We start from the raw sequence: 22,395 nt of genomic DNA, 5'->3' as shown, positions 1-22,395 counted from the left end.
ATGATTCAGAGAAATTTCCCATCTGCGGCGAAGCCCCCTATCCTTGGCACCAGAGCACCTCGCCAAGCGGTTTCCAGCACGGAAATCGCCGATTCCTGCAACGAAGACCGGCAGGAGATTTCACCTCGAAGGGAATTACTCCGCGTCGCGAACGTCTTTAATGATTAGGAAGAGGGACAAGGCCATGGGGCCCCGCTCCCGACCGTGACAGGACCCTCTGTACGGCGCAGTTCATTACCAAGGAGAAGTACATGCTGATACTCACCCGCAAGGTTGGCGAAAGCATCGTCATCAATGACGACATCAAGGTCACCATTCTAGGTGTCAAAGGGATGCAAGTGAGAATTGGCATCGACGCGCCCAAAGATGTCCAGGTGCACCGCGAAGAGATCTTCAAACGTATCCAGGCTGGCAGCCCAGCGCCAGAGCGAGCGGACGAACCGCGCTGAGTCGACCTGCTTCATTACCTTTTGATGCGCTTGCCTGTCCGTCCCGCCGGGCAGCGCATGATTTTCACCGTCTTCCCTCTAGCAGCTCCCGCACCGTGGCGATCATCCGCCAGACGTCGAAGGGTTTTTCGAACACCGCGCAGAACGCCGTGGGGCCGATCTGTGCCTGACTGGCTTGGGCACCGCTCATGAGAATGACTGGGAGCGTCGACAAGGCGGGCTCGGCACGAATGGCGGCCACCAATTCCTGACCGTTGAGCACGGGCATCATGTAGTCGGTGATCACCAAATCGATCGGCTGGACAGCGAGCACTTCCAGCGCGGCGCGCCCATTGCTTGCCGTATGCACCTGAAAGCCTTCGTCCTCGAGTGCGAACCCGAGGATGTCGGCGATCAGGTACTCGTCATCGACCACCAGGATGGTAGGCATGCCCAGGCCGGTCATGGGGTCAGAGGTTCGCACTGTGCACCGGCAAGCCCGCATCGATCGCGGTACCACCGCCGAAGAACCTGCGCAGGTCGAGCCCTTTGGCCTGCATCAGTACTTCATAGAAGGCAGGATCGAAATCGCTGTCGCGCACCTTCACCACCGAAAGCACGCGCTTGAGCCTGGCATCCTGCTCCACGAAGCGCATCAGCACCAGATTGTCGATGATGCCTGACAGATCAGGGGCCGGTGCAGTGAACGACGTCCCGAGCAGATCGCGCATTTCCCAGGTGGCCATGCTGCTGACGTTGCGCGCGCGCAACTCGCTGGTCAGCGCACGGTAGAACTCGTTCAGGCGTGTCGGATCATTGGCCAGACGGCCGAAGGCGCCCAGGCCATCGAGCAGCACACGCTTGATGCCATGGGTATCCACATGGTGCAACAAGCGTTCGCCGACCTGATCGAGCAACCCTTCGGTGGTGGGTTGCCAGCACCAGTGCAGGGCGCCCTCTTCAGCCAACGTGGCGAAGTCGAACCCCAGCGCAGCGGCCTTGAGCAAGAGCCGCGGTGGCGTTTCGTAGAACCCGAAATGCAAGCCCGGCGCGCTGGGCGTGGCGGCCGCCAGGAAACTCAGGCCGAGCGACGTCTTGCCGATGCCCGACGGCCCCAGGACCAGGGTCACGCCCCCTTCCGGCAGCCCCCCACCGATCATGCGATCCAGGGCCTCGGTGCCGCTCGAGATCCGTTGCAAGGTTGCCTCGTCCAAGTGCGTGGGACGGCTGTAGCGCGCTTCCAGCCGGGGATAGACCTGCAGGCCGTCCTGGGTGATTTCGCATTCGTGCACACCCGACAGTGCACTGCTGCCACGGGTCTTGCGCAACTGCACCTGACGGACCGCGCGGCTGCCCAGGGGCATTTCGCTCAGTTCGATCACACCGTCGACCATGGTGTGCTCGGGGCTGCCCTCTTCCAGACGCGAGCTGGTGAGCAACAACACCGTGCAGCCGGCGAAGGCCGCATGCCCCTGCAGTTCGGAGATGAATTTCTTGGTGTCCAGGCTGCTGTCGGCACGCGAACGCGCGTTGAGCAGGCCGTCGATGATCAGCAGGCTCGCCTGCTGGCGACCGATTTCCCGCCGCAGCAGCTTGACCACGGCTGGCAGGCCTTCCTGCTCCAGCGTGCCGAAGGCGCTCAGATACTGGATTTCTCGCCCCACCAGAGCCGGGTCGAAGAACGACAGACCGGACAAGTACTGGAACAGGCGATCGTGGGACTCGGCCAACAAGGTCCCGACCAGGACACGCCCACCCTGGCGTACATGATGACAGGCCATCTGGTTCGCCATGATCGTCTTGCCAGACCCGGGATTGCCTTGAACGATGTAGGCACCGCCCGTCAGCAGACCGCCCTTGAGCAACGCGTCCAGTCCTGCGATGCCTGTGGTGAGGCGCTTGAGTGTTTCAATCATGTGCGTGACCTGTGTCCTGTCGCATCGAACTGACCGGTCCAGACCGGTAGAAAAAGACTCATGCAGGTGCCCTCGCCCAACGTGCTTCGCACATGGACGGTGCCCTGACTCTGTTTGCTGAATCCATATACTTGACTCAAGCCAAGCCCGGTGCCTTTACCGAACGCCTTCGTGGTGAAGAACGGTTCAAAGACCCGCGTCATCACTGCAGGTTCAATCCCGTGGCCGGTGTCGCAGACATCGAATTTGACATAGTCGCCCTGCAGACCGTCCGGCTCGCCGTGCAGCGCGACCCGGTCGGCACGCAGGCTGATCGTGCCTTGGCCATCGATGGCATCCCGGGCGTTGAACACCAGGTTCAGCAACGCCATCTGCAACTGCCCGACATCCACTTCGATCAACGGCAACCCCGGCTGCACCGCCTGCGCCAACGTGATGCCCTCGGGCAGCGCCTGACCGATCAACCCATGGGTGGACTCGATCACGGCCGCCGGTGCGATCGCCGTCACCTCCAGCTGCCGATGGCGGGCGAAGCTCAGCAATTGCTGGGTCAGCTGGGTGCCTCGTTCGCCCGCTGCGACGATGTGCTCGAGCAACATGCCGATACGCGCCGGATCCTGATGGGTCAAGGCCAAGCGTGCCGAACCGAGGATGATCGTCAGCAGGTTGTTGAAGTCGTGGGCCAGGCCGCCGGTGAGCTGTCCGAGCGCTTCGAGCTTCTGCGCCTGGAACAGTTGCGCGCGCATGGCGTCGAGTTGCGCGGCGGCCTCCTGGCGATCGGTGATGTCGCGCGTCACCTTGGCCAGGCCGACAATCGCACCGTGCTCGTCACGTATCACGTCCAGCGCGACGAGTGCCCAGAAACGTGTGCCGTCCTTGCGCACCCGCCAGCCTTCGTCCTGCGACACGCCTTCGCGCAAGGCGCGCTGCAACAGCGTGTCGGGGCGACCCTGGGCGCAGTCCTGCTCGGTGAAGAACAGCGAGAAATGCTGGCCGACCACTTCGTCGGCCGCGTACCCCTTGATACGTTGCGCGCCCTTGTTCCAGGACACCACGCGGCCGCTGGGGTCGAGCCGGTAGATGGCATAGTCGATCACCGCCTGGACGAGCTGCTCATAGGCATTGGTCTGATCGTGACCAGAATCGAGGCGGTCGCCAGACACCATGGAAGCTTCCTACCGCATGAGAATTCGACAGGCAGAGTACATCAGCCGTGCGCCGGGTGCGAGCATTGACCGACCGTATCGGTCCCGCAGGGCGTCGGCACACAGACAAGCATGGCGACCCTGCCAGGAGTGCCCTATAGTCGCCACATTCGACGTAGTGTCCACGTGCCAACCAGGAGCGTCCATGTCCGCACCCCACCGTATGCAAAGCCTGCAGGAAGACCTCAGACGCACCGCTGGCGAGCTCGACGCCATCTCCAAGGCATTGCAGGGCCATGCTGCCTACCTGAGTCGCAGCTCGCAGCAGGCCGATGTCGCATTGGTGCATCGGCAGATTCATGACCTGCAGGCCTCGGTGAGCGAACTGCGCGGCATCGCCGATGCCATGGCCCCCGAGCCCCAGACAGACGGCGGGCAGACCACCGGCTCGGCTTAAGCTATTGATTTGCGCGGCCTTTCGGTGTCTAATTGGCCGCTTCACATCGTGCCCCGATGGTGAAATTGGTAGACACATCGCACTTAAAATGCGCCGCCGCAAGGTGTGCCGGTTCGAGTCCGGCTCGGGGCACCAGATCAAGGCAGAAAAACCCAGTGTTTACTGGGCTTTTCTTCGTTTAGGCTTAGGCAATGTACTAACCGGTGTACTATTTCGTTGGCGCTGCGCCTGGATGAGGCTTCATCCATGAGCATGATGGCGAGTCATTGTACACGTAGTGTTTCCGTACCGCCGTGCATATGGTAGTGGGTCGCGGCCTTCATCTGCGCCTCATAGATCAGGCGCAGCCTTTCGACCGTGGCCGCTGGTTCTCTCCGCGCTCCTTCGTCTCTAGGTAGTCCCGATGGGCGTTCCTGGCCTGGAGATACAGCGGGTGATCTGGCATAACCTGATTATCCCCCATGATCCTGCTCCGTCAGTGGATTGTCGTTTCACTCAACCCGGCCGCATGGCATTGGTAACCGGCCGCTGCCTCATAGGCTGAGTCTGCCAACAGCTGCAGGCGGGCGACTTCTTCAGGGCTTCGGCTGCTCTGACCTCTCGGGTAGCGGTGAGCGCACAGCAGATCAGGCTTTCACCAGTCAGCACCAGATCATTGAACGTCTTTTTCATGATGAGAGAACCACAGGCCCCAGGCTTCGCAGATAGAACCTAGACTAGCAAAGTTACTGCTTCAAGCGAGCTGTCACACCGTCAAGCCCGTCGTACTCGCGCTCGCACTGCTCTCCCGTTCGCTCATTAGCCCATGCGAGCAGAAGGGGGCTGCCAGGCCTTTGGCGATAGTTGGGGGGCTGGGCCTTGGGCGTCTGCGCCACAACCAGCATTGCCGCTCAAGTCTGGGCTTGCCGAGACAATCCGAGCTCGGTTGATCAACTACCAATCCTGCTCACCCAGTTTGCGTCTCATGGCTTCAACTTTTTCGACGTAGTGATCAACATTCTCACGCAGTAAGTCGAGTGTGTCTGCCGGGGCGGAAAGATCCAATGCATGGCGGTACAGCGTCAGGGCTTCCATTGCTTTCCCCAGCAATGCGTCTAGCTTTTCCCATTCATCTACATCGCGCTCTTGCTCTACGTCAGAAAGGGACCTCTGCATTTTCTACCTCGATGATTCCATTCAATGATAGATTTAGAACGCTATTTTGACGAAAATCCATACTGGGGTCCAGCCGCCCCTCTAACGAGCACTCGTCTTTACATGCTAGGCCCGCTAACTGGACCCGGTCATACGTTGGCCGGTCGGGGTGAAGCACATACTCAGAAGCACCAAGATCATTTTTTCGTCTCCGCTGTTACTACGATGCGCAAGCATTTATCCAAACAGAACGAAAAGAATTTCGCACGCTTCATGCGGTCTTATGAATAGCTGGATACCAAGGAGCTACAGCAATGGGTTTTTCAAAATTTTGCAAGTGGCTTTCAGACCGGGCTGGCAGCCCTAGGACGTTCCTTCTCGCGCTGGCCTTGATCATCAGTTGGGCTAGTACAGGGCCTTGGTTTCACTACAACGAGACCTGGCAGCTCGTCATCAATACCTCGACGACAATCATCACATTCCTGATGGTTTTTCTTATCCAGAACACCCAGAACCGAGACAATGACATTTTGCATATCAAGCTCGATGAGCTGATCAGAACAACGGAGTTGGCGAAGAACTCAATGCTGGATCTAGAAGGCCTCGGAAGTAAGGAGCTTCATGAGCTTCGGCAGGAGTATCGTGAACTCGGAAAAGGCTGTCGCTCTACCGAGCAGCTCAAGCAGGACAAAGGATAGGACGATTTTCAGAATTGATAGCTCTTTCCTTCATTAAGGCCAATGCAGGGAAACCCACATTGGCCTTTCATCGCTAGCGTTTAGCTTTAGCTATTGTCGCCGGCTTTGCGACCCCCGCCATGACTATGCTGGCCGCCTACACGGCCAGCTTCGGACGCTTTCTCACGGTCGTTGGCGAAGTTTCCGCCCGAGGCCTGCCCGCCTTTGTGGCCAGCCTCCGAGGCACGCTCAGGATCGTTCTTGAAGTTGCCTCCAGATGCCTGTCCTCCCTTGTGCCCGGCTTCGGACGCACGCTCAGGGTCATTCTTGAAATTGCCACCGGACATTTGTCCGCCTTTGTGTCCGGCCTCGGAGGCGCGTTGTGAATCGTTGGCGAAATTGCCACCCGAAGCCTGACCACCTTTCTGGCCTGCCATGGACGCTTTTTCTCGGTCATTGGCAAAGTTGCCCGGATTGTTCTGCGCATTACCGCCTTGATTGTTGGTTTGATCTTGATTGTTAGCCATGATCTGTACCTCTCTTCAAGCTCACACAGGACATTCTGTGTTTCTGTAGGAAGGCAGGAACATCCACTTTGCTCAGCTCGCATGATAACAGCCCGACGAAAGGCTCTAAAATCTGAAATGATAAAATTCTAGCGCACTAAATTTCTGCCAAACGGGCGGGAGGAAATTGACAAACGCCAAGTGCGCTAACAAGCTGTTTTTCTTAACTATTAGTTAATGACGTTCAGCCAGCAGCGCCCTACTCTTCACCTTTAGATATCAGTTTTATGCAGGTCGGCAACAGCCCAGGGTGGGTTGGCTATCTTTGCGCCTGACATGGCACAGGGATCGGAACTTCGAGACTCATTGGCCTAGGCTAGCCCCGGCTACGACGTTCTGCCGACATATCACCTAAACTTCAAGCACTGCGCTTTACCAGCCTCGCATTCTTGGAAGACACCTGACACCTAGGCATCTTCCTGCTCATTGAACGCCACCACCGAGCCGCGTCGATCAGCTCGAGCATGTCGGTCATCTACTCGTAGGTCACCTGGTGGTTCCTGTAGCAGCTGTAAGCCAGATCCCGAAGCACGGCGGCGCGCGCCTGGATCGCTGATCAGCTCGAGGCGGTCGCCCAGCTCGGCAATCCAGGCCTGTGGATACGGCAGCTTCAGGAGCAGTTTCATGGCGGGCACTGTATGGAAAACCAGTATCGTACTGGCTGGCGCTGATGCAGGGCAATCACCGGCTGGCGGACGGCCCCAGCACACCATCGCGCAGCCCGTCGTATTCCTGAGCGCATTGCAGCCCTGCTATTCGGGCCTGGTCATACGCTTTCGCCAGCTCTCCCGCTCGAGCATCAGCCCGTGCGAGCAGGTCGGAGAGCACCATGGCGGCGCGGGTGGCTGCCTGGCCTCGGACGACAGCGGCGGGATCCGCGCCGGCGCAACTGACGGTGGCGGCGAGCTGGGCGGCGTCGTGCTGCAGCCGCTGGCCAGCAGCATCGGCGCCAGCAGCGCCAGCGTCAGCCACCTGGTGTTGTTCGTGTGCATGGGTTCTCGCCTCCTCCTGCGCCTGGGCGCGTCGTTGTTCTTCCTCGCGGGCATCGCGCTGGCCCAGGGCCTCGGCCCGCCGGTCGCCGCTGTCGCGCTGCGCCGATGCGGCCAGGTCATGCCAGCGCCCGCCGCACGCCTTCATCGATCACTGCCGCCGAGTACGGATTGCCGCCGTTCTCATGAACGATGATGCCAACCACCATCCCGCGCAGCGTGGCCGGGTTCTTGATGTCGATCGGCGCCGTGGGGTGCACGCCGATCCGGGTGGCCACCGCGCGCATAGGCCTGGGTATCGTTCTCGGTGCTCGGCGCCCAGCGGTTGATGGTCTCGAGCACAGTGTCGATGCCCCTGCCGCCGACACCGGGCATGCCGTCCTTGCCCCGGTAGTTGATCAGCAGCTTGCCCAGGGCGCGGATGCCGTTCTCGGGTGAGTCGAAGCGGGCGAAGCGCGGGTTGGCCACCCCCTCCTCCAGGCCGAGCTGGCCGACCCAGTCGTTGAGTGGGTTGAAATCAATATTGCCCGGATTTCGGTTCCGGATGCCGCGAGGCGTAGTCATGGGTGTTTCTCCAGGCATGAAAAAGCCCGCACTGGGCGGGCCTGGGATGCAGCAGCACTCAGCGCTGCAATATTTATCTTGGATCGAGGTTCGTCGATACTGCGAGAAATACGGTTGATACATGCAGGGAGCCGGTCTATGACGTTCAGCCCTTGCCCAGCCAATCACGCAGGCAACGCCGGCCATTCTATAGCCTCGGGAAACCCAGGCTGGCTCGGGACACGACTCAGCAGCACTCGATAGCGCTTCCACGCCATCAATACTGCATTCTCCTGCTCGGTGGCTTCGCCAATCTCGAGCGCATCCTGCAGGGGCGTAATGGCGTAATCGTCAGCTGCCCGGAGATCTGCCAAAGTTTCCTGAGCAGCAGCGAGCGGATCGATAACGGCAAGGCGAGAATCGGGCATCTGCTCGAAAGGCAGCGCCTCCACGGCGACATGCAACGTGATGCTGTGCTGCAGATCGGCAGGCTCTCCGTCGACCATGACGTTTACCCTGAGCTCGTCCTGCTCGAACCCGATCTCCACACAGGCATCGCGGTCCACCAGGTTCAGGACATACCCCCACCCTTCAGGCGGTGGTGCCATGCCCTGGGTACCGTGCACGACATACTGTCCAACTGCCGGATGCGTCACCCTCAGATCCGCCCGGCCCAGCGATTTGATGTCGATGATCGTTCCATCACCAAGAATGTTGATTGCAGCTCGTGTCATGATCAGATCGCCGTCCGCGGCACGAGTGGTATTGCCCTTGTGGTAGATGCGGTAAGCAAGAGCGCCCATCGACCATCCACCCACCTTCAATTGGTTGTCGGTATCCAAACCTAGGCACAAGCCAAACTGGTTCTCACGCACTAAAGAAATGACCGCCGAAGCGCCCCTGTTTCCATCATTGCTGATCAGAAGCGCTGTCCTGCGCTCGTTGCCTGAGCTGGCGATACTGGCAATATTCGGAGGCGCACCGCTGGCCAGCTCAGTGCCGAGAGAGCCATTCCTCTTCCCTGATTGCAGCGCACCAAGCGCCTGACAGGCAGCGGCCGGAGTTTTGGCACCCGTACCCCCCTGAGCAATCGACAATGCCGTTGTCAGACCACCAAGTGAAGTGATGTCCCTGTTCGCCCCGCTCTTTGCTGCATCGACACTCGAACGCAAACTCTCTGCGTTCGTCGCACCGCCAAACAGCACCAGCGTCCTGCCGAACTGGTCGATCACCGGACGCAAGCGATCAGCTGACGCCTTCACATACCCTTGCACCGGCACCACTGCATACTGTCCGCGCGCAACGGTGCTGCCCTGGTACACAGGCGAAATTGCCAGCACCGTGTCACTGGCGATATTGACGATCTCATACCAACGCCCATCCGGGCCCTGAAAGCCATCACCCACGCGGGGACGAGAGAAGGAGGTTGTTTCGATCCATCAACGGCCTGTGCCGACCTGATCGGGACAGGCCCAAGGCCTTGGGTCTGCTGGCGAGCGCCAGAACAGACAAACGGGCTGGAAGCCTGGGTGCCCCCAGCCCTGAGCGACGCGACTCAGATCGCGTGGCTGTAGAACAGCGAGAACGACTCGATACCGTCGTTGGGCTGCTTGATGCCAGCGTTGGAGTAGTGAATGGCACGCAGACCGACACGCTGAGTCTCGCCAATCTTCAGGCCCGCGCCGATGCGGTCCTCGAAGTTGAAGGCCGAGCCTAACTCCTGATCGCCAGCCGACGTGCCGGAGAACACCGCCACCCCGATACCGGCTTCGACGAACGGCTTGACGTGACCGCTACCGAACTCGTAGACGAACACTGGCGCGAACGACAGCGAGTGCGCGCCGCCTGAGGCATCGCCCGCCTCCCAGTAGGTGTAGCCCGCATCCCAGTAGCCGGTCAGACGGCCGGTGTCGGTCTGGAACCAGGATTTGTCCCAACCGAAGCCCATTCCGACACGAGCGGTCAGACCGCCCTGGCTGGTGGCACCTACAGCACCCGAAATCTCAGCGGCCGAAACCGAAAAGGCCGAAAGGGACAGCAGTGCGGCGACGATAGTTTTTTTCATTTCACGGTGGCTCTGAATGGTGTTGTTTGAACGTAGTCCATCAGAAGCATAGTGCCATCAAAACGTTCCGTGACAACGTGAAAATTTTTGAAACGTCTGAAATCGGACCAAAAAAGGCACCTCAGTCATCACAGTCGTCGAACCAGGCCGGATGCTCCCGTTCTTCGTCGTCGAGGTCCAGTAGATCGTCCGCTTCTTCGTGCGCATCTGGCTCGCCGAGGTCGTCGAGCGCATCGGTAGCGTCCTCGCTGTCCGGGTCATCGAGAAAATCATGGTCGAGCAAGTGATCGTGTTCGGGCTCGTGCAGGTCTTCGTCGTCTTCGTGCATGGGGCAGCGCTCTGGATCGGGCCGGCCTGTATAGGCCGATCCGTACGCCAGGTCAACCGCCCCATCAGAACAGGGCCGGTCTCCCACGTCAGCGCATGCCGCCAGACTCCTCACGCCCATCGTGCTCGCTGATCGACTGACGCTGAAGCTGCGGGTCGGCGGCAATCTGTGCTTCGGTGAACGGCAGGTCATGCCACTGCCCCTGGGCGAACGCCTGGGTCTGATCGTCGGCATGGGGTGAGGCCGCTTCGCTGGACAGCGAGAACGCCAGCACGCCTTGTGCCTTCGGCCCCTGGTCGGTGAAGCTGACCGCCTGCAGGTAGCTCGAGCCGCTGACCACCAGGCGCTTGCCGGGGCCATGCGGCACGCTCTGCATGGCGTTGTAGATGCCCAGTTCCTGCGGCCCACCCGGGATGGACGTGCCCAGCGCCGAGCGTTGAACCTGGCCCCAGGTAGCCTGCTCGTCGATGCCCAGTTGTGCCAGGTTGGCCTGCGAAGCCAGGGCAGCCTCATGCAGCGCGGCGCGTGTATCGGCCTGTTCGATCGCCAGCCCCCGTGGCGTGTTCACGGGGTCGGCAGGGTCGAAAGGCACGCGCCAGCTGGCAGGCTGGGCAGCCATCGCCTCGGCCAGGGCCTGCAAATGCAGCAGCCCTACCCCGCTGTCGAGCCCGGCCTTGCCATCCCAGGCCTGCAGACGTGCGCACACGCCCTTCACGTCGGCATCGGCCTGCCCACACCAGCGCAGCACGTCCGGCAGAACCAGGTCGGCCAGGTAGACGTCGTTGTCGGTCACCAGCTCACGCAAACGCTGGGCGGTGAGCTTCTCGGCCCCCTGCAGGCGATGCAGCGCATAGCGACCGCGCAGCCCCAGGGGCTCGCCATCGCGGCTGACGAGCGGCGAAAAGCCCGTGAGCGGCTGCGCAGGATTGGTCATCCAGGCCGATTCGTTGGAGTTCTGCACGAAGTCACTCCGCTCCAGGCTTGGCAACAGACGCGCCGGAAAGATGCCCGGCTGGGCGGCCTGAGGGTCGGTCTTCCACTGGCAGGCGCTGCGCGAACCGTCGAGTACGATCAAGGCCATGGCCTTGCCACGGGGGTCTTCGCACTGCTCGAGCAGCGCACGGTCCACATAGGGGATGACCGACTGGGTCATGTACAGCGCCTGGCCACCGCCGTCGACGGCCAACGTGTTGACCCAGGGCATGCCCTGGATCGCCTCGGCCGACGTTTTCAGACTGGCCAGGCTGTCGGCATGGTTGATCGCATACCATTGCTGTATCACGCGGGTATTGTCCAGGTTGGCGTCACGCAGCGCGTAGGCATGCCCGGCATCCCAGTCCAGGCGACCCGGCCATTGCACGATCGGCCCCTGACGAGAAGCGTAGACCTGCCGCTCGACCTGGCGCACGTGTCCGTCCTCGCCCTTGACGCTCACCACCACACGCTGCTGCGCCAGCGGCAGTGACTGGCCCTCCCAGAGGTAGCGCGTCGGGTCCTTGGGGTCCAGGTCCAGGCGATAGAGCGTGAAATGACGAGCCGTGTCGACGGTGTGGGTCCAGGCCACGTGGTCGTTGAACCCGATATTGATCAGCGGAAAGCCTGGCAAGGCTGCCCCCATCACGTTCAGTTGGCCGGGAATGGTCAGCTGCATCTGATAGAAGCGCAGCCCGCCCATCCAGGGAAAGTGAGGGTTGGCCAGCAGCAGCCCCTTGCCATTGGCGGAACGCTGCCCCCCTACCGCCACGGCATTGCTGCCGCGCTCCAGGGCGAACCGCGCCTGACGCAGCGCCAGATGACTGAAGTCGGTACCCGCCCTTTGGGCAGCGGGCGTCGGCGGCGAGGCGCCCACCAGCGCCTCGGCGAACTGGCCCAGGCCGCCTTCGGTCAGCACGCGTCGAGTGAGCTTGACCACATCGTCCGGCGTGATCGCACGAACCCAGTCGCCCGCGCCGCACGCCTCCGGCAGCCCCTGGACCCGGCGCTCGGCCAGGGCCCGGTTGTAGCCCCGGGCATAGCCGTCGAGCAAGGCACGAACCGATGCCGGCTGGGCGTTCCAGAAGGCCTTCACCGCCTCGGGCGTGTTGAGCCAAGTGAAGAACAGATCGCTGTCGAGGTTGCTGCGTTGCTCGAGCGTCTGGCCGTCGGCGCCCAGGTAGCGGGAGCGCTCCCCATTCACGGTCAGCACCTCGTTGGCCAGCAGGCACAGGTTGTCCTGGCCGTAGGCATAGCCGATGCCGTAGCCCAGGCCACGCTCGTCCCGGGCCAGGATGTGCGGCGTGCCGAACCCGGTCCGGCGGATCTGTGCCGACACCTCGTCGGCCCCGTCCCGGGCCTGGGCGGTGAACGAGGCAAAGGTCAAGGCAGCGATGAAAGCGAAACGGGGCACGGGGCGGGAATGGCTGATCACGAGGCTCTCCTGGGATTGCGAGGTCATCCCGACCTGACGAATCAGCCAAGGCATTGTTTAACGCATCCGTCGTTGGCAGACCTCGAGGGGACGTTCGTTGACCTCCATTCGATCGAGCATTGCAGATTCGCGCGGCTCGTTCGTCTTACTTCTTAAGGCCATGATGTTTCGGGACCGCCCATGAAAAGGAGTATTCGCATGCACACCCCGCAGCCGTCGCCGCCCGTGCGGCCATCCCCCGTGAAGCCTGCCATTGGAGCGACCCACGATGCCCAGGACCGCGTGTGCAACGAACGGATTCGCGAACTGTTGCGCGTCTATGGGCTGCGCACCAGCCTGATCCGGCTGAAGGTGATCGATGCCTTGCATCGCGCCGAGCGCGAGGGACGACGCATTGGCGTGCGCGGGGTGCATGCGCAGCTCGAACAGCTGGGCCTCCCCTTGTCCTTCCTGAGCGTGCGCGAGGTGCTCAAGCGCTTGTGCAGCGAAGGCGTGATTCACCTGGGCGAGGACAAGTGCTATGCCTTGCATGTCCAGGCCAGCGCCCTGCTCGAGCGGCCCTCGCGCTGACGTCACGGCCGACCCGTCCTGGGTCGGCTGAGGTCAAGGCTTGACCTTGCGCCGCAGGATCCCGTTGATCACCACGACCACCACTGCCACGGCGATGGCCAGGTACTGGAAGGTCTGCTCGCTGATCGCGCCCTGTTTTTGCAGGTGCGAGAGCCCCAGCATGATGCCCAGTACCACCAGGATGATCAGAAGCGAATATTTCAGGCGCTGCACGTGTGTCATTGAAGAAATCCCATTGCGTTGAAGCCGGCTGGCCGTTTTGCGCGGCAGCATAGCCTATCGACCTGGTGCATGACGATGGCTCGCCCCTAACCCAGGCCGTTTTCGCAGGCATTTCGAGCTCCTCGACGTCGTCCCCGAGGGTAGGCCAAGCTTCCCTAGCAGGTACTGCGACCCCTCCAGGAAAACCATCCGCTGCACGATTTTAGTAGGTCAACTTCCTACGTCGGAAGCTCTCACTGCCTGCACACCTAGACTGCCCTAACTACAAACCTGGGGCCAGATAGCGCCTAGCGACTCATCGACCGCTCACCGAGAATCATCACGCCGCCCGCATTGGGAATCGGCACGCTCAAGGCGTGTAGCGACCTGATCACGCCCTGGCCTCAACCTGTCAAAGGAAGCCTGCCCATGGAACTGCATGACCTTAAACTGATCGACGTCGAACAATTGCCCCTGTCGCTGCAGTCGCTGATCGAGTGCATCGGGATCGAAAATGCCTACCGCCTGACCTGCGCCTATGGCGGACGCCCGAAGTACATTCCCAAATACCGCGAGCGCACGAAGCTGATCGACATCCTGCCGCCTGAGGCCCTGGATGCCCTGATCAAGCGCTATGCCGGCATGGCCTTGGAAATCCCCAAGGCCGACCATTTCGAGCGCCAGGTGCGCAATCTGCAGATCCAGCGCGCAAGCGCCGACGGCCTGTCGCGCAGCCTGCTGGCCGATCGCTACGGCCTGAGCCTGCGGCAGATCGGCAACATCCGCCGCCTCGACAACGGTCATCGTCCTGCGACTTGAGGTGGGTGGGGTGTGGAGAGCTATAAGCTGCAAGCAAAAGCGGGATCGAGCTCAGTCTTGATCCCGCTTTTGCTTTAGCTCCAAGCTCGCAGCTTACCGCTCAAAAATCCCGCTTGTAGAAGATGTCCAACGAACTGGCCACCCCACTGGCCGCCTCCACATACACCTTCTGGCTCAACTTGTAACGCAAGGCGATGGTGTTGGCCGGTTCGAAGACGCCGACACCGTAGCGCAGGCTGAGCTTGTCCGTCAGGTTGCCGCTGGCGACCACGCTGGTCGCATCGCCACTGCCTTCGGTGTCGAGCTGGAAATCCTCGATGCCCAGTCCGGTCGCCAGCTTGCTGGTGATGCCGGCGCTGCCCGCCAGCCCCAGCCCCAGGGCGGCCTGGGCGAGCATGTTGTTGTCCTCGCCGGTATTGCCCAGCGGGCGACCCAGCACCAGGTACGACAGCGCCTGCTCCTGGCTCATGGCCGGCTCCGAGAAGACTTCGGTGGTCGGCTGCTCGGCGTTGCCGGTCAAGCGAATGCCCGCCGTCACGTCGTCCACCTGGCGAATGGCCTCGATGTCCAGGTATGGCTGGTCGAGCGGACCGGCGAACAGCAGGCGGGCACGCCGAATGGTCAACCGCTGGCCATAGGCGCGGTAGCGTCCGTCGGCCAGGCGCAGTTCGCCACGGGTATCGAGGTTGTCACCGATATGCACGTGCCCCAGCAGGTTGGCGGTCAGGCCGAAGCCGCTGAAGGCCAGCGTGTCGCGCCCCACCTCCACGTCCACGTCCATGGCGATGGCCATCGGCGGCTTGCCCTCCTCGGTCTGCTGCCCGACGATCACCGTGTCGTCGGACACCTTGACCGTCGATGGCGGCAACTGACGGATGGTGATCTGCCCCTTGGGCACCTGCACCTTGCCGGTGACCGCCAGCTTGTCGTCGACCAGGCGGATGTTCAGGTCGGGCGCCACGTCGAGGGTTGCATAGGGGTCGACGGTGACCGGCAATTGCTGGCCGGTCAACCGCAGGTCCATCGCCAGGGCCTGGCCCCAGGTCAGGTTGCCGGTCAGCTGGCCACGCCCGGCGCTGCCGCTGCGCCAGTCACCGTTGATCTGGACCTGTTCGCCGGCGATGGCTGCCCGCAGGGTCAGGCCTTCGACGCTGATCGGCAGCTCGCCACCTGCGACCTGTCCGCCGGTCAGGGCGACGTTGCCATTGACCTGAGGCGCCAGCAGCGTACCGCTCAGTTGACCGGCGCCGTTGAGCTGCCCGGCCAGTTGCTCGACCATCGGCAGGAAGGGCCTTGCGATGGACAAGTCGACCCCTGCCAGGTCGAAGCTGCCGGACAGCGGCTTGTCCTTGCCCAGCGGATCGATCCGGGTGTCGAGGGTGAGCTCGCCCAGGCGGTTGCCTTGGAACGTCAGGCGCGTGTCGACGCGACGTGGCGCCAGGGTGCTGGACAGACGCAAGGTGCGATACGGGAAGTCGACCCACTGTCCGCGCTGCTGCTCGCGCACACGCAAGGTACCGCCGCTGGCGTCCACCTGGACCGTGCCCTTGGGGCCGCTGGCTGGCAGGTCGATGTTAAGGTCGGCGTTCAACAGGCCCTGCCAGCGGAAATCGTTCGGCATCCACTGCGCCAGACTGTCCAGCGGGAACTGCTTGAGGTGCATGCGCAGGCGTGGCTCGGGCGCCAGGCGCTGCTCGTCGCCGCACAGGCTGGCCGACCCCGAGCGCCAGCAATGGGCGCCGACGTCGATCTGCCCGTTGGCCAGGTACTGCACCCGTGCCGGTGATTGCAGTTGCCAATCCTGACCGCCCGCCTGGACACGTCCGCTGCCCAACCGACCTCGCCAGTTGCCCTGGTCGAGCTTGCCATCGGCGCCGAGCGCCAGCTTGAGCTGCGGGCCCTCCAATCCCACTTGCACGGCCTGCTGCACGCTGTCGCCACGGCCGGTCACCTGCAGGTTGCCCAACGCCGTCTCGCCCGCCTGGATGCCCGTGGCCTTGAGGTCCACGGTCGCCCGCTGCTTGCCGTCCAGCCGCGCCTGCAGGTCGAGCCGCTGCAGGCGGTTCTGTTCCTGGGCCAGTTGCAGGCCGCGCAGTTCCAGGCGCCCTTCAGGGGCTTGGAGCGTGCCGGCCACATCGAGCTGGCCCTTGACCTGACCTTGCAGCCGCGGCCACAGCTGGCCCAGCCGTGGCAGGTCGATGTCGATACGCCCGGCCAGGCGCTGCTCGAGGCTGCCGCTGCCCTGGATGCGGTTGTCGCCCAGCTGGATCGCCAGGTCGGCCAGGGTCCAGCGTTCGCCAGCGCCGCCGGCCTGCACCTTGAGCACCGCCGGCTGACCCCGCAAACGGCCCTTGAGGTCGAGCTGGGCGGTCAGGTCGAGTCGGTCGCCCTGCTTCTGGCCTTGGCTACGCAGAGGGCCGCCCAAGGTGCCAGGCAGTTCGGCGACCCAGTAGGCTGGGTCGAGCTTGGAGACCTGCAGGTCGACGTCCCAGGCCAAGGTGTCGGCGAACCGCAAGGCCACCTTGCCGGCGGCACGCCCCTGCCCGGCCACCAGCGCCAGTGCCGGGAGACTGACCTGGGTGAGATCCCCCTTGAACGGACTGGCCAGGCTGAAATCGCCGGCCGGGCCCTTCAAGTCGCTGGTGAACTCACCTTCGTAGGCGCCATCGCGGTACGTCACCTGCCCATTGAAGCGATGCACGCTGACGGCAGGTGCCTGCTCCATCGGGTAGAGCCGCAGCCAGGGGAAATCCAGCCAGTCGATACGGGCCTCGGCGCTCATCCCGGAGGACCAGTCGGCATTGGCCTGGAGTTTCAAGTGCTGCTGGTCACCGGCCACCAGATCGAGCCCGGACAAGTGCGCGCCCTGGGCATCCACACGTCCCCTGAGCAGCAACGGGATCACCCCGTGCTCGGCAGGCAGGGAGGCCGCCCCCGTCAACGCGAAGCCCTTGAGCAGGTCGCCCTCGGCATTGAGGCTCAGCTGATTAAGGGCCAGAGTATCGGGCAAGGCCGCGCTGGGCTTGAAGGCCTCGGACTTGAGATGCAACGAGGCCGGCAAGTGTTCGGCCAATGCCTGAACCTGCCCTTCGAGCCGACCGTCGAAGTAGCCGCTGCTGTCGGCAGCCACATTGAGGGTCTGCTTCAAGGGCCCGTTCACGTCGACCTGCAACTGCCAATCGCGGCCATCGACCGCGGGCAACCGGACCTGCCCTGCCACCTGCAGTGGCCAGTCGCCCACAGGCTTGACCAGGCCTTTCAGGTCGACGAGCAGGTCGTCGCGCTGCAGCTTGAGCGTGTCGATGCGCAACCCGGCCGGCTCCCAATGCGCCGCCAGTTGCAGATCCCCCAGCAGCTCACTGCCGTCGAGTCGCAACTGGCCGACGCTCAGCGCGCCCACTTCGATATCCAGAGGCAGGTCGAGGTCGGGCAACTGCAACGGGCCGCTGTCCGGATCGGCCTGGCTCGGCGCGAAGGCCATGTCGATGCGCTCGGCCCGCAGTTCGTCGATGCACAGCGTGGCCCGCAGCAGGCAGGCAGGCGACCATTCGAGCAGCGGCGCCTGCAAATCGATACGCGTCTCGCCCTGGGCCCACTGCACGTGCCGGGCCTGCCAGCGCCCGCCCAGACGGCCTTGAAAGTCGTCCACCGTCAGGCCCGGCATCAGGCCCAGCGCCCAGCGACTGCCGGCCGCGGTGCCCAGTATCAGGCCAAGGGCCAGAAGGATCAGCACCAGCAGGGCCAGCACGCTCAACAACACCGGTTTGAGGAAACGCCTCACAGTTCAGGCCCCATGGAAAAGTGCAAACGGATCCCGCCGTCGTCGTCCAGCGCATGGGCCAGGTCCAGGCGCAGCGGCCCGACTGGCGACACCCAGCGCACGCCGACGCCGACGCCGGTCTTGAGGCTGGGCAGGTCGAGGCTGTTGAAGGCGTTGCCCTGGTCGATGAAGGTCGCGATCCGCCATTTGTCGGCGACTTCGTACTGGTACTCGGCGCTGGCCGCGATCATGTAGCGTCCGCCGATGCGGTCGCCATCGCTGTTTTCGGGCGACAGGGTCTGGTAGTCGTAGCCACGCACGCTCTGGTCGCCACCGGCGAAGAAGCGCAGCGAGGGCGGCACGCTGTGGGTGTAGTCATTGGTGAAGTTGCCGCCGAAGGCCAGTCGCCCCAGCAGGCGGTGCCGTTCGCCCACGGTGGTCAGGCCCTTGAGCAGCACGTTGCCGTAGAGCAGGTCGGTGTCCGACACCAGCCCTTCCTTGGCGGCCCGGACGTCGAACTGCAGGCGGTAGCCGTTGTGCGGGTCGATCTTGTTGTCGCTGCGCAGGAAGGCGTAGGTCACCCCCGGCATCAGCAGGTTGCTCAGCCCGGAATCGTCGCCCAGGCGGTACTCTTCACGCTGGTACTTGAGCGAGATGACGCGGTTCCAGCCGCTGGGCAGCTTGCTGTGCCATTCAGGGCCGACCGTGAGCAGCTTGCTGAGCGTATCGGTGCCGGCGATCTCTTCGTTCTGGTAGCCACCGGCAAAGCGCAGCTTGTCGGTCAGCGGCGGATCGAGCGGCATGTCGTACCACAACCCGACGTTCTGCCGGGGCGCGGACAGTTCGGCCTCCCAACCATAGCTGTGGCCCTGCGGGTTGACCCAGTGGCGCGTCCAGTTGGCCCTGCCCCGTGGTCCCACGTCCGTCGAATACCCCAGGCCCAGGCCCAAGGTACGCGGCTTGCGGGTTTCCAGCTGGACCTGCACGGGCACTTCGTCGTTGACGGCCGCCGCTGGTGAGGCATCGACCCGAACCCCCTCGAAGTAGCCACTGGACTGCAAGTCGTTGTTCAGCTCGGCGATCAGTTGGGAGTCATAGGGGGTACCCGGCGTGAACGAGACCATGCGTTGCAGCAGATCCTGGTCCAGGGGCGTGTCGCCGCCGAAGCTCACCGCGCCCAGGCGATAGCGGGGGCCGCTCTGGTAGACCAGGTCGATGTCGGCGATGCCGGCGCGCGGGTCGACCGCCAGCCGCTGCTCGGTGAAGCGACCGCTGAAGAACCCATAGCGCGAGGCCTGGTTCTCCAGCTGGTGCTTGGCGTTCTCGTAGTTGCCGTGGTTGAGCACCGCACCCGAGCGCAGCCCCGGACTGTCCGGCACGCGAAAGCGGTCGAGCGTGCTGGCCGGGCCTTCGACCTTGATCGTGACGTGGCGCAGCCGCACCGGCTCGCCTGGCACGATCCTGATCACCAGCCGCGCCGGCGTGTCCGGACCGGCCGCAGGGACCACTTCGCTGTCGATCTGCGCCTGGTAATAGCCCAAGGCCTGGGCCGCCTTGCGCGCCTGTTCCTCGGCACCACGGCTGAAGCGCGTCAAGGCCTCTTCGTCCCGATCGCCCAGGCTACCGATGTAGCCTTCGACGTTGGACCTGAGCGCCTTGTTGGCGGGTTTGACCTGGACACGCAACTCGCTCTGAGCGCTTGCGGCCAGACTGGAGGCCAGCAGCGCCAAGCCCCAGATGATTCTTCCTGTATGCGTCATGCGGGGCATGCTACCAGAGCTGAGTGCGAGGGAAAGCCTGACATGCCTGCCAGGTCAGGCCTGGGGCACCTCGGCCGATAAAGGCAACGGGTGGTGAAAGACCCGCTCGCGCACCGGACCCAGGGCGACTTCGCCGACTTCCTCGTACCCCTGCTGCAGGCAGAAGTCGAGGTAATGGGCATTGCCGGTCGCCAGCACGACACCGTGCGAATCGGTATCTTCGGCACACCAGGCATGGACCGCCTGCAGCAATTGCTCGCCGTAGTGCCGGCCTTGAAAGCGCGGGTCGATGCCCAGCCACGGCAGCAGGTGCACCTGAGGGCTGGCCAGGCAACCGTTGATGGCCCACTGATAGTCCAGGTAACGCCGGGTGCGCCGCAGCCCCACCCCTGACCACATCCACAAGCGCCAGATCCAGCTGTCGGTGACGCCCAGGCGACGCAGGGGTGGTGTAATCAAGGCGACGCCAATCAGGTCATCGCCGACCATCAGCCCTAGTGCAGGCAGTTGCAGGTAGTAGTGCTGACGCACCCAGGCACGGATCACCGTGCGCAGACGGCGCTCGAAACCGGGCCGGTCGGCATCGAGCAGATGGCCGACGACCGGTTCGCGGCGGTAGGCCTCGAACAGCAAGGCACGGGTTTCACGGCGGTAGCCTCGGTCGAGCAGGCAGAGGCGCGCGGGTGGGGCAGTGGTTTCGGGCATGGCGGGCTGGCCTCCTGGCAGCGGCATCGTGAGAGCCTTGGAGGCGCGCGCAGGGCCAATCGTTCACCGCTGGCTCGACCGCGGCGTGACCTTGCCCTGTCGACCCCGAGAGCACCCGTGACCCGGTGCCACGCTGGTGAGCCACGCCAATGTCCGTTAGGATCGGCACCTTTTTCCCAGGATGGCGCTGCCCATGAAGATCATCTCGTTCAACATCAATGGCCTGCGCGCGCGCCCGCACCAGCTGGCCGCGCTGATCGAGAAACACCAGCCCGACGTCATCGGCCTGCAAGAAACCAAGGTCAGCGACGAGCAGTTCCCCCTCGCCGACATCGAAGCCCTGGGCTATCACGTGCATTTCCATGGACAGAAAGGTCATTACGGCGTCGCCCTGCTCTCGCGCCAGGCCCCCCTGAGCCTGCACAAAGGGTTCGCCACCGATGAGGAGGACGCCCAGCGACGCTTCATCTGGGGCACCTTCGCAGACGCCGATGGCCTGCCGATCACGGTCATGAACGGCTACTTTCCCCAGGGCGAAAGCCGTGACCACCCGACCAAGTTTCCGGCCAAGCAGCGCTTCTACCACGACCTGCAGCAACTGCTGGAAGGCCAGTTCGCCCCTCACCAGCCGCTGGTGGTGATGGGCGATGTGAACATCTCGCCAGAAGATTGCGACATCGGCATCGGTCCGGACAACGCCCGCCGCTGGCTCAGGACTGGCAAGTGCAGCTTCCTGCCGGAAGAGCGCGACTGGATGCAACGGCTCAAGGACTGGGGGCTGACCGACAGCTTCCGTCACCTGCACCCCGAGGTGAACGACTGCTTCAGCTGGTTCGACTACCGCAGCCGCGGCTTCGAGGACACGCCCAAGCGCGGCCTGCGCATCGACCTGATCCTGACCTCCAGCGGCCTGTTGCCACGACTCAAGGCCGCTGGCGTGGACCTTGAACTGCGTGGCATGGACAAACCGTCGGATCATGCCCCGATCTGGCTGGAGCTGGCCTAGGCTTCGCACGTAACGTGCCTGGCCTGCGCACAGCGCGTCGTGCGGCGGAGTGTGCTTTAATGCTCCGCCCATCATTTTCGACACCTCTCATCTAAGGCGGCTATGGACACGGGGACACGACTCAAGCTGGTACGCGAACGCAGCAACCTGTCGCAACGCGAGTTGGCGCGTCGCAGTGGCCTGACCAACTCGACGATCTCGCAGATCGAGCAGAATCGGGTCAGCCCGTCGGTCAGCTCGCTGAAGAAACTGCTCGAAGGCATCCCCATGTCATTGGCCGAGTTCTTCAGCTTCGACGAGCCCGCGCGCGAAGAGCGCTACGTGTTCAGGGCAGGCGAACAGCCGGACCTGGGCCGCAACGGGCTGCGCATGCTGCTGGTCGGCGCCAGCGTCGAGAACCGGCAGATGCGCCTGCTGCGCGAGCTGTATGCGCCCGGGGCCGATTCGGGCGAACCGATCGTGCACACCCAGGGTGAGGAATGCGGGCTGGTCACACGCGGCACGGTGGAGCTGTGGGTCGATGGCCAGGTCAGCGTGCTGGGGTCGGGCGATGGTTACTACATCCCGACCACCTTGCCCCACAGCTTCAAGAACATCGGGCCTGATGAAGCCGAGATCATCAGCGCCAACACACCGGCGAATTTCTGAGGCGCACCGTCGGGCTCATGGTGGGCGCTGGCGTGTCGACGGACTCCATGGGCCGCTTCGCGCCCCATCGCGGCACGGGGCCGCCCACATGGGACTGCGATTGCCTGTACCACTGCGGCGGGTGTAGAGCGGCCCCGTGCCACGATGGGGCGCGAAGCGGCCCTAAAATCGATCAGCAATGGCTGGCAGACCGTGACCACGCTGACCCCGCCTTCCACCTGTCGAGGCGTTCCGACACGGAGTGACGATGTCTCGACCTGATCCCACCACC

The 22,395-nt window shown here is 63.3% G+C and carries 20 protein-coding genes, 1 tRNA gene and 5 pseudogenes; 8 read left to right on the top strand and 18 right to left on the bottom strand.

Annotation, left to right across the window (positions count from 1 at the left end; translation table 11 throughout):
• Nucleotides 1-251: 251 nt before the first annotated feature.
• Nucleotides 252-449, top strand: coding sequence for a carbon storage regulator CsrA (gene csrA / locus G7007_RS07830; protein ID WP_181100487.1), 198 nt, complete (start codon nt 252-254; stop codon nt 447-449).
• A gap of 64 nt (nt 450-513) precedes the next feature.
• Here the strand turns inward: csrA and G7007_RS07825 are convergent, their stop codons facing one another.
• From G7007_RS07825 to G7007_RS07815, 3 genes are read right to left on the bottom strand one after another with little or no spacing between them, the layout of a single operon-like run.
• Nucleotides 514-879 (bottom strand): response regulator, encoded by a 366-nt coding sequence (locus tag G7007_RS07825; protein ID WP_181100643.1) that lies wholly within the window; start codon nt 877-879, stop codon nt 514-516.
• A gap of 19 nt (nt 880-898) precedes the next feature.
• The gene (locus tag G7007_RS07820) at nt 899-2,344 is read right to left on the bottom strand and encodes an ATPase domain-containing protein (RefSeq protein WP_181100486.1); all 1,446 of its coding nucleotides are present in this window, start codon (nt 2,342-2,344) and stop codon (nt 899-901) included.
• Nucleotides 2,341-3,510, bottom strand: a complete 1,170-nt coding sequence (locus G7007_RS07815) for a two-component system sensor histidine kinase NtrB (RefSeq protein ID WP_181100485.1) — start codon at nt 3,508-3,510, stop codon at nt 2,341-2,343. Before G7007_RS07815 ends, G7007_RS07820 begins: the two co-directional genes overlap by 4 nt.
• A 184-nt stretch (nt 3,511-3,694) precedes the next feature.
• Between G7007_RS07815 and G7007_RS07810 the strand changes: the two genes are divergently transcribed.
• Together G7007_RS07810 and G7007_RS07805 are read left to right on the top strand one after the other, a co-directional pair.
• Nucleotides 3,695-3,946, top strand: coding sequence for a hypothetical protein (locus tag G7007_RS07810; RefSeq protein ID WP_181100484.1), 252 nt, complete (start codon nt 3,695-3,697; stop codon nt 3,944-3,946).
• Between the two features lie 50 nt (nt 3,947-3,996).
• Nucleotides 3,997-4,081, top strand: a tRNA-Leu gene (locus G7007_RS07805).
• A 798-nt stretch (nt 4,082-4,879) separates the two neighbouring features.
• Here G7007_RS07805 and G7007_RS07800 read toward each other — a convergent pair.
• Nucleotides 4,880-5,101: a hypothetical protein gene (locus tag G7007_RS07800; RefSeq protein WP_181100483.1), complete on the bottom strand. Its 222-nt coding sequence runs from the start codon at nt 5,099-5,101 to the stop codon at nt 4,880-4,882.
• A 293-nt stretch (nt 5,102-5,394) separates the two neighbouring features.
• Between G7007_RS07800 and G7007_RS07795 the strand changes: the two genes are divergently transcribed.
• A complete protein-coding gene (locus G7007_RS07795) occupies nt 5,395-5,778 on the top strand; it encodes a low affinity iron permease family protein (RefSeq protein ID WP_181100482.1) in 384 nt (127 codons plus the stop codon).
• Nucleotides 5,779-5,864: 86 nt separating this feature from the next.
• Here G7007_RS07795 and G7007_RS22175 read toward each other — a convergent pair.
• The 10 genes and pseudogenes from G7007_RS22175 to pvdQ all read right to left on the bottom strand — a co-directional run.
• Nucleotides 5,865-5,957 (bottom strand): annotated as a pseudogene (locus tag G7007_RS22175) (general stress protein); the annotation flags it as partial.
• Nucleotides 5,958-6,155: pseudogene (locus G7007_RS22170) on the bottom strand (general stress protein); the annotation flags it as partial.
• Nucleotides 6,156-6,164: 9 nt separating this feature from the next.
• Nucleotides 6,165-6,284: pseudogene (locus G7007_RS22165) on the bottom strand (KGG domain-containing protein); the annotation flags it as partial.
• 446 nt (nt 6,285-6,730) lie between these two features.
• The gene (locus tag G7007_RS07785) at nt 6,731-6,949 is read right to left on the bottom strand and encodes a hypothetical protein (protein ID WP_181100481.1); all 219 of its coding nucleotides are present in this window, start codon (nt 6,947-6,949) and stop codon (nt 6,731-6,733) included.
• Between the two features lie 55 nt (nt 6,950-7,004).
• Nucleotides 7,005-7,421: pseudogene (locus G7007_RS07780) on the bottom strand (DUF2514 domain-containing protein); the annotation flags it as partial.
• A 10-nt stretch (nt 7,422-7,431) separates the two neighbouring features.
• Nucleotides 7,432-7,876: pseudogene (locus tag G7007_RS07775) on the bottom strand (structural protein P5).
• A 164-nt stretch (nt 7,877-8,040) separates the two neighbouring features.
• Nucleotides 8,041-9,261: a tail fiber assembly protein gene (locus tag G7007_RS22370; RefSeq protein WP_308852286.1), complete on the bottom strand. Its 1,221-nt coding sequence runs from the start codon at nt 9,259-9,261 to the stop codon at nt 8,041-8,043.
• 149 nt (nt 9,262-9,410) lie between these two features.
• Nucleotides 9,411-9,920, bottom strand: coding sequence for an acyloxyacyl hydrolase (locus G7007_RS07765; RefSeq protein ID WP_181100479.1), 510 nt, complete (start codon nt 9,918-9,920; stop codon nt 9,411-9,413).
• 121 nt (nt 9,921-10,041) lie between these two features.
• Nucleotides 10,042-10,248 carry a hypothetical protein gene (locus G7007_RS07760; RefSeq protein ID WP_181100478.1) on the bottom strand — a complete coding sequence of 69 codons (207 nt, stop codon included), beginning with the start codon at nt 10,246-10,248 and terminating at the stop codon, nt 10,042-10,044.
• A gap of 88 nt (nt 10,249-10,336) precedes the next feature.
• Nucleotides 10,337-12,655: a bifunctional acylase PvdQ gene (pvdQ, locus tag G7007_RS07755; RefSeq protein WP_375139484.1), complete on the bottom strand. Its 2,319-nt coding sequence runs from the start codon at nt 12,653-12,655 to the stop codon at nt 10,337-10,339.
• A 198-nt stretch (nt 12,656-12,853) separates the two neighbouring features.
• Between pvdQ and G7007_RS07750 the strand changes: the two genes are divergently transcribed.
• Nucleotides 12,854-13,225, top strand: coding sequence for a fe2+ zn2+ uptake regulation protein (locus G7007_RS07750; protein ID WP_181100477.1), 372 nt, complete (start codon nt 12,854-12,856; stop codon nt 13,223-13,225).
• A 33-nt stretch (nt 13,226-13,258) separates the two neighbouring features.
• Here the strand turns inward: G7007_RS07750 and G7007_RS07745 are convergent, their stop codons facing one another.
• Nucleotides 13,259-13,447 carry a hypothetical protein gene (locus tag G7007_RS07745; RefSeq protein WP_181100476.1) on the bottom strand — a complete coding sequence of 63 codons (189 nt, stop codon included), beginning with the start codon at nt 13,445-13,447 and terminating at the stop codon, nt 13,259-13,261.
• A 408-nt stretch (nt 13,448-13,855) separates the two neighbouring features.
• Between G7007_RS07745 and G7007_RS07740 the strand changes: the two genes are divergently transcribed.
• A complete protein-coding gene (locus G7007_RS07740) occupies nt 13,856-14,245 on the top strand; it encodes a Mor transcription activator family protein (protein ID WP_181100475.1) in 390 nt (129 codons plus the stop codon).
• Nucleotides 14,246-14,345: 100 nt separating this feature from the next.
• Here the strand turns inward: G7007_RS07740 and G7007_RS07735 are convergent, their stop codons facing one another.
• From G7007_RS07735 to G7007_RS07725, 3 genes are read right to left on the bottom strand one after another with little or no spacing between them, the layout of a single operon-like run.
• Nucleotides 14,346-18,026, bottom strand: coding sequence for a translocation/assembly module TamB domain-containing protein (locus tag G7007_RS07735; RefSeq protein WP_181100474.1), 3,681 nt, complete (start codon nt 18,024-18,026; stop codon nt 14,346-14,348).
• Entirely contained in the window at nt 18,023-19,765 is a 1,743-nt protein-coding gene (locus tag G7007_RS07730; RefSeq protein ID WP_181100473.1) for an autotransporter assembly complex protein TamA, read from the bottom strand. The genes G7007_RS07735 and G7007_RS07730 overlap by 4 nt, the downstream gene beginning before the upstream one ends.
• A 54-nt stretch (nt 19,766-19,819) precedes the next feature.
• Entirely contained in the window at nt 19,820-20,470 is a 651-nt protein-coding gene (locus G7007_RS07725; RefSeq protein ID WP_181100472.1) for a GNAT family N-acetyltransferase, read from the bottom strand.
• A gap of 193 nt (nt 20,471-20,663) precedes the next feature.
• Between G7007_RS07725 and xthA the strand changes: the two genes are divergently transcribed.
• Together xthA and G7007_RS07715 are read left to right on the top strand one after the other, a co-directional pair.
• The gene (xthA, locus tag G7007_RS07720) at nt 20,664-21,476 is read left to right on the top strand and encodes an exodeoxyribonuclease III (protein WP_181100471.1); all 813 of its coding nucleotides are present in this window, start codon (nt 20,664-20,666) and stop codon (nt 21,474-21,476) included.
• Between the two features lie 102 nt (nt 21,477-21,578).
• Nucleotides 21,579-22,124 (top strand): cupin domain-containing protein, encoded by a 546-nt coding sequence (locus tag G7007_RS07715; protein WP_060394104.1) that lies wholly within the window; start codon nt 21,579-21,581, stop codon nt 22,122-22,124.
• Nucleotides 22,125-22,395: the final 271 nt, after the last annotated feature.

The organism is Pseudomonas entomophila, assembly GCF_013523125.1.
In the GTDB taxonomy this organism is placed as follows: Bacteria; Pseudomonadota; Gammaproteobacteria; order Pseudomonadales; family Pseudomonadaceae; genus Aquipseudomonas; species Aquipseudomonas entomophila_B.
This window is presented reverse-complemented; position numbering and strand designations above follow the sequence as displayed.

Coding starts and splice junctions, on each gene's coding strand:
- G7007_RS07715 (WP_060394104.1), top strand. CDS start 21,579: ATGGACACGGGGACACGACTCAAGCTGGTACGCGAACGCAGCAACCTG.
- G7007_RS07800 (WP_181100483.1), bottom strand. CDS start 5,101: ATGCAGAGGTCCCTTTCTGACGTAGAGCAAGAGCGCGATGTAGATGAA.
- G7007_RS07765 (WP_181100479.1), bottom strand. CDS start 9,920: ATGAAAAAAACTATCGTCGCCGCACTGCTGTCCCTTTCGGCCTTTTCG.
- G7007_RS07740 (WP_181100475.1), top strand. CDS start 13,856: ATGGAACTGCATGACCTTAAACTGATCGACGTCGAACAATTGCCCCTG.
- G7007_RS07725 (WP_181100472.1), bottom strand. CDS start 20,470: ATGCCCGAAACCACTGCCCCACCCGCGCGCCTCTGCCTGCTCGACCGA.
- csrA (WP_181100487.1), top strand. CDS start 252: ATGCTGATACTCACCCGCAAGGTTGGCGAAAGCATCGTCATCAATGAC.
- G7007_RS07760 (WP_181100478.1), bottom strand. CDS start 10,248: ATGCACGAAGACGACGAAGACCTGCACGAGCCCGAACACGATCACTTG.
- G7007_RS07810 (WP_181100484.1), top strand. CDS start 3,695: ATGTCCGCACCCCACCGTATGCAAAGCCTGCAGGAAGACCTCAGACGC.
- G7007_RS07795 (WP_181100482.1), top strand. CDS start 5,395: ATGGGTTTTTCAAAATTTTGCAAGTGGCTTTCAGACCGGGCTGGCAGC.
- xthA (WP_181100471.1), top strand. CDS start 20,664: ATGAAGATCATCTCGTTCAACATCAATGGCCTGCGCGCGCGCCCGCAC.
- G7007_RS07745 (WP_181100476.1), bottom strand. CDS start 13,447: ATGACACACGTGCAGCGCCTGAAATATTCGCTTCTGATCATCCTGGTG.
- G7007_RS07785 (WP_181100481.1), bottom strand. CDS start 6,949: ATGAAACTGCTCCTGAAGCTGCCGTATCCACAGGCCTGGATTGCCGAG.
- G7007_RS07730 (WP_181100473.1), bottom strand. CDS start 19,765: ATGACGCATACAGGAAGAATCATCTGGGGCTTGGCGCTGCTGGCCTCC.
- G7007_RS07750 (WP_181100477.1), top strand. CDS start 12,854: ATGCACACCCCGCAGCCGTCGCCGCCCGTGCGGCCATCCCCCGTGAAG.
- G7007_RS07820 (WP_181100486.1), bottom strand. CDS start 2,344: ATGATTGAAACACTCAAGCGCCTCACCACAGGCATCGCAGGACTGGAC.
- G7007_RS07825 (WP_181100643.1), bottom strand. CDS start 879: ATGCCTACCATCCTGGTGGTCGATGACGAGTACCTGATCGCCGACATC.
- G7007_RS07815 (WP_181100485.1), bottom strand. CDS start 3,510: ATGGTGTCTGGCGACCGCCTCGATTCTGGTCACGATCAGACCAATGCC.